This is a genomic window from Skermanella sp., assembly GCF_059503625.1.
This window is the reverse complement of sequence record NZ_JCACHA010001155.1, coordinates 1-5,071: the sequence shown is the minus strand read 5'-3', so window position 1 is coordinate 5,071 and position 5,071 is coordinate 1. Positions and strand designations below refer to the sequence as shown.

Annotated in this window: 6 protein-coding genes; 3 read left to right on the top strand and 3 right to left on the bottom strand. The window is 63.5% G+C overall.

All coding sequences use genetic code 11. The features are described 5' to 3' along the window. Nucleotides 1-336: 336 nt before the first annotated feature. Nucleotides 337-1,209, bottom strand: a complete 873-nt coding sequence (locus AC5JJ6_RS41050) for an aldose 1-epimerase family protein (protein ID WP_496047582.1) — start codon at nt 1,207-1,209, stop codon at nt 337-339. 155 nt (nt 1,210-1,364) lie between these two features. Between AC5JJ6_RS41050 and corA the strand changes: the two genes are divergently transcribed. Together corA and AC5JJ6_RS41040 are read left to right on the top strand one after the other, a co-directional pair. Continuing rightward, complete coding sequence (corA, locus tag AC5JJ6_RS41045) at nt 1,365-2,327, top strand: magnesium/cobalt transporter CorA (RefSeq protein ID WP_496047581.1); 963 nt, start codon at nt 1,365-1,367, stop codon at nt 2,325-2,327. Further along, nucleotides 2,318-3,316 carry an NAD(P)-dependent oxidoreductase gene (locus AC5JJ6_RS41040; protein WP_496047580.1) on the top strand — a complete coding sequence of 333 codons (999 nt, stop codon included), beginning with the start codon at nt 2,318-2,320 and terminating at the stop codon, nt 3,314-3,316. The genes corA and AC5JJ6_RS41040 overlap by 10 nt, the downstream gene beginning before the upstream one ends. A 40-nt stretch (nt 3,317-3,356) precedes the next feature. Here the strand turns inward: AC5JJ6_RS41040 and AC5JJ6_RS41035 are convergent, their stop codons facing one another. Further along, nucleotides 3,357-3,689, bottom strand: a complete 333-nt coding sequence (locus AC5JJ6_RS41035; RefSeq protein WP_496047579.1) for a hypothetical protein — start codon at nt 3,687-3,689, stop codon at nt 3,357-3,359. A gap of 240 nt (nt 3,690-3,929) precedes the next feature. Next, a complete protein-coding gene (locus tag AC5JJ6_RS41030; RefSeq protein ID WP_496047578.1) occupies nt 3,930-4,346 on the bottom strand; it encodes a phasin family protein in 417 nt (138 codons plus the stop codon). A gap of 374 nt (nt 4,347-4,720) precedes the next feature. Here AC5JJ6_RS41030 and AC5JJ6_RS41025 point away from each other — a divergent pair. Continuing rightward, on the top strand, nt 4,721-5,071 hold a 351-nt coding region (locus tag AC5JJ6_RS41025; RefSeq protein WP_496047577.1), incomplete at its 3' end, for a hypothetical protein.

Below are 5,071 nucleotides of genomic sequence, written 5' to 3'. Positions count from 1 at the left end.
GCTGATCTACCTCTTGGTATTCTCAACCTAAGATGGGTAAATCAACGGACTGCTAAGGTACATGCCTGGGTCGATTCTTCCGGCGAGATCACTAAGCGCATAACGTCAGAATGACGGCCACACACTTCAATGGCAGCCCCGCTCTCCTCTCCGCCGCTAAACAGGTCCTGACCTATCCCCCATGATCAAGGAATCCGTCCCCTGGGGACAGCGCCAGCGAGTGACGAGATCATGGGAATGGTGGTGGGTACCCGGCAGGCGGAGCGAAGAGCCTGCTTCATGATGACAGGTCATGAACTCCTGAAGGACGGCAATAACCTGGGTGGAAGTGCGGCTTCAGGATATCAAGACGCGATAGCCCAACTCCCGCTTCCCTCCCGGCGGAATGTGCATCAGGCCCGGCTTTGCTGAAAAGTCGCCGTCGAATCCGGCGGGCGAGGTGAAACCTTGCCACGGCTCGATGCACAGGAAATCGCCGCCCGCCTTCGACCATAGGCCGAGCTGTTCGAATCCCGTCCAGGAGACCTCGATGACCGGCGCATCCGGCGCTCCCGAAGCGGCGTAGCGGACGGACCGGCTGGCCGGGTGCTTGAGGATCAGGGCGTCTTCGGCGAAAAGCGCTTCGTTGAGGCGCAGCCTGCGGCCCTCGATCGGAGTCGGGAACTCGGTGTCGCCGAGCAGGCCATTGGCGAGGCGGCTCACCGGCGCCGGCTCGTCGGTTTCGAACGTGATTTCGTGGACATCCTTCGGGATGCCGTCGGCGAGCGGCCAGCGGAAGGCGGGGTGCGCGCCGAGCGATGCCGGCAACTCGACATCTCCTGGATTCGACAGCCGGTATCGGATGTCCAGCGACTCGTCTTCCAGCGCATAGGCGATGTCGAGCCGGAAGGCGAAAGGATAGCGCGTCCGCGTTTCAGCGTCGTCGGTCAGCGACAGGCGGCAGCCGAGCGGGCCGTGTTCCTCCCAGGTGAAGCGGCGGTCGCGGGCGAAGCCGTGCTGGGTCATGGGATAGCTCGTGCCACCGTGATGCAGGCGGTCGTCCTTAAGCCGTCCCACGATCGGGAACAGCACCGGCGCGTGGCGCGGCCAGACGGGATCGGCCTGCCAGAGCAGTTCGGTGCCGCCGGCGGCGCGCAGCGAGCGGAGCTCGGCTCCATCGGCCTTGATGACGGCGCTGAGACGGCCGTTGTCGATTCTGTGCTGATCCACCTTGATATCTCTCCACTGGCGACGTTCCGGTTCCGGCGGCCCGGCCGGTCCATCTTTACCACCGCCGGACAGGTGTTGCCGACCCCCCTGATCGTCCCCATGATTGGAGCTTCCTTCCCCACGGGGAGTGCCAGCGGGGTGATCGAATAATGGGAATGGTGGTTGATAGTGCCCTCTATGTCGGCGGGCATCGCGATCGGTCCGTCGGCATCGATGTGGCGAAGCCGCCCGAGCAGCCGGACCATTTCGTCTGGATCGGATTGCTGGAACCCAGCGAGGAGATGCTCCGTACCGTCCAGGCCCGGTTCGGTCTTCACGATCTGGCGATCGAGGATGCCCATCGTGCCCATCAGCGGCCCAAGCTGGAAGTCTACGACCATTCCCTGTTCGTGGTGCTGCGCACCGCCGAACTGAAAGGCGGCAAGGTCGATTGCGGCGAGACCCATGTCTTCATCGGTCCCGGCTATGTCATCACCGTCCGGCACGGCGCTTCGTCTTCCTATGCGGAGGTGCGAAAGCGTGCGGAAAGCGTGCCGGGGATGCTCGGCAAGGGCATCGATTTCGTCCTCTACTCGGTCATCGACTTCGTCGTGGACAATTATTTCCCGATCGTCGAGACCCTGGAGGCCGAGGTCGAGGAGACGGCGGAGGGGGTCCTGACGGCGGCCTTCTCGCCGGAGAAGATCGCCCGGATCTACGAGATCCGGCGCGAGCTTCAACTTCTGCGCCGGTCGGTGACGCCGCTGATCGAGATGGCGGGGCGGCTGGCGCGCGTCGAGGTCCCGCTGATCGACAGCGACCTCAAACCCTATTTCCGGGACGTCCAGGACCACACGACCCGTCTGACCGAACGGATCGAAAACCTTCGCGAGTTGTTGGCTTCGGCATTGGAGGCCAATCTGCTGATCGTGTCGATCCGCCAGAACGAGGTGATGAAGAAGCTGGCGGGATGGGCGGCGATCCTGGCGGTCCCGACCGCCATCGCCGGCATCTACGGCATGAACTTCGAACATATGCCGGAACTGAAGTGGGAGATGGGATATCCCGCCGTGCTGGTCGCGATCGCCGTGATCTGCACATATCTGTATGTGCGGTTCAAGCGCAGCGGATGGCTCTGACAAGCGTTCTGCAACGTGCAACTCTGCAACGTGCAACGAAGAATAAGGGGAGAAAAGAAATGGCGAAGGAACGCATCGGGTTCATCGGCGTCGGGCTGATGGGGCATGGGATGGCCGCCAACATCGTGGACAAGGGCTGGCCGCTGACGGTGATGGGCCACCGCAACCGCGAGCCGGTCGAGGATCTGAAGCGCCGGGGCGCTGCCGAGGCGTCGACCCCGCGCGAGCTGGCCGAAGCCAGCGATATCGTGGTGATGTGCGTGACCGGCAGCCCGCAGGTCGAAGCCGTGGTCAACGGCCCGGACGGGCTGGCTTCCGCCGGCAAGCCGCTGCTGATCGTCGATTGCTCGACATCGGAACCGTCGGTCACCACCAGGCTCGCCGCCGAGCTGGAGCCGAAGGGCATCGTCCTGATCGATGCGCCGCTTGGCCGCACGCCAAAGGACGCTTGGGAAGGGACGCTGGACGTCATGGCCGGCGGCGCGCCGGAGCATGTCGAGCGGGCGAGGCCCGTGCTGGAAGCCTTCGCCGGCCGGATATTGCCGACGGGGCCGACGGGGACCGGCCACACCATGAAGCTGCTCAACAACTTCCTGTCGATGGGCTATGCGGCGCTCTATTCGGAAGCGCTGACGATGGGCGCCAAGGCCGGGCTGACGCCGGCGGTGTTCGACAGCGTGATCCGGGGCGGCCGGATGGATTGCGGCTTCTACCAGACCTTCTTCAAATGGGTGCTGGAGCGCGATCCCAACGCACACAGGTTCACGCTGCGCAACGGGTTGAAGGACATGACCTATATGGCGTCCTTCGCCAACGCGGCAGGGGCCGCGAACCCGTTGGGTGCGGCCGTCCGAAACTCGTTCGCGCTGGCGGTCGGGGCGGGCCGGGGAGATGAATATGTCCCCCGCCTGTCCGACATCGTGGCGGAACTCAGCGGCACTTCTCTCGCGGTCGGGGCGGTGCCCGACAAGGCCCCCGGCAAACCGTAATTGGAGAGGATGCCGCTGGAGGTTTAGCGGGAATGGCGGTTTAGCGGGAAGCGAAGGGACGCAGCGGACGGCGCTCGACGATCGGGCCGCTGCGGACCACTTCCAGCGGCGGACGCTCGCGGCCGGTGCTGAGGGTGCGCGGACGCGGAGCCGAGTCGTAGTCGCGCTTCTCGGCGATCTGGAAGATGCCGGCTTCCACCGGCAGGCTCTCGGCCAGGATCACCGTGGAGTTCAGCGAGATCACCTTGGCGGCATCGCCCGAGCGGCCTTCGAAGTTGCGGAGCAGCCCCGACGCCAGGTATTCCTTGATCTTGGCGGCATTGCAGTTCAGCCAGTGGGCGGCCTGCTCGACCGTAATGGCGATGTCACGCATGAAGATCTCCAATTTCAATGCCGGCCCTTGGAGCAACCTCTAAGTCGAGAGCTACGGGACCGGAGGAACAAGTCACAAAAGGGTGCCGCGATCTCGCATCTGCACTCGCCTTCGGCAAGATGTACAATAGCGGCGGTACATCGACTCTCCAAGAGTGCTGATCCGGCACCTTTAAATTCTGGTCGCGATTTCCATTTCCCGGCCGCGGCTGGAAGGCCGAGGCCGGGAATGACAAGGAAATCAGGCGGCCTTGACGGTGCGCTCGACGGCCTTCGGCTTCTGGGCGACGCTCTTGATCTCGTCCAGGCTGGCGAGGACGCGGCGGCTCAGGATGTCGGACGCCTCGGTGGTCACCTTGGTCAGGATGTCCTGAAGCTCACGGGCGTTGGAGACGTTCTTCTCGTAGGCGGACTTGACCAGATCGGCCTGCTTGGCCAGATTGTCCTCGACCTTGGCGGTCGGGGCGGCGGTGGTCAGCAGCGACTGGAACTGCTCGACCTGCTGACGGGCGATTTCACCCTGGCGCTTGGCGACGGTCTGGAGGCCCTGCGTGAAGGTCTGGCTGGCGGCGGTGAACGCCTCGATGTTCTTGCGCTGAATGTCGAAAATGGTGCCGAAGTCGAAGTTCGGGACCGAGAAGCCTTTGATCGCGCTCATGGATGTGTTTCCTGTCCTGTAAGATGAAAACAAGTCGGGTCGCCGTGCCACCGGGCCTCGAAGCGCCCCATTTCCTTGCTGCACTGCAACATGAGAGCAATCGGCAAAAGGTTCAAGGAGAATCATCGAATTTTTTGGGGCAAACGGTGAAAAAAATGGCTGCCGTGTACACAAGATCAGCAATCGGCTGGTAGAACCTGCCCGATAGTGTAAGGGCAGGATCGTTTCGTGCTTTGATGAAATGCCCAGCTGCGATCGGCGCGGATCCTTTTGGCGGCGGTCAGTTGCAAACCGATGAATTTTCAGGGCGGTAGCTTCGTTATGGCTCAGGGAAAAATGGTGTGGCATGGTGGCTGCCTTGGGAAAGGGGCATCATGAGCACCGGAGGAAGGCGCAAAAGCAGTTACCGGCCGCAGCTCGATCCGTCGGGGGAGAGCGTGCATTACACCGCTACGACTCCGGCGGGTGGTGCGGAGCGCTGCCGGGACTGCGGACGCAAGCACGGCACCGTCGTGCGCTGCCTGGCCGACGGACGCTGGTTCGATGCCGACGACCAGACCTGGCGCGACCGGCGCGGCCGCCGGGCCGAATGGCCCAACGTGGTCGAGTACAGCGAGGTGCGGGACCTTCCGGTAACGGTGCGGCAGGTCAGGCTGTCCGGCGATACCAGCGCCAAGCTGACGAAACTATGCCGGCGCTGCCAGATGAGCCGTGAAGCCGTCCGT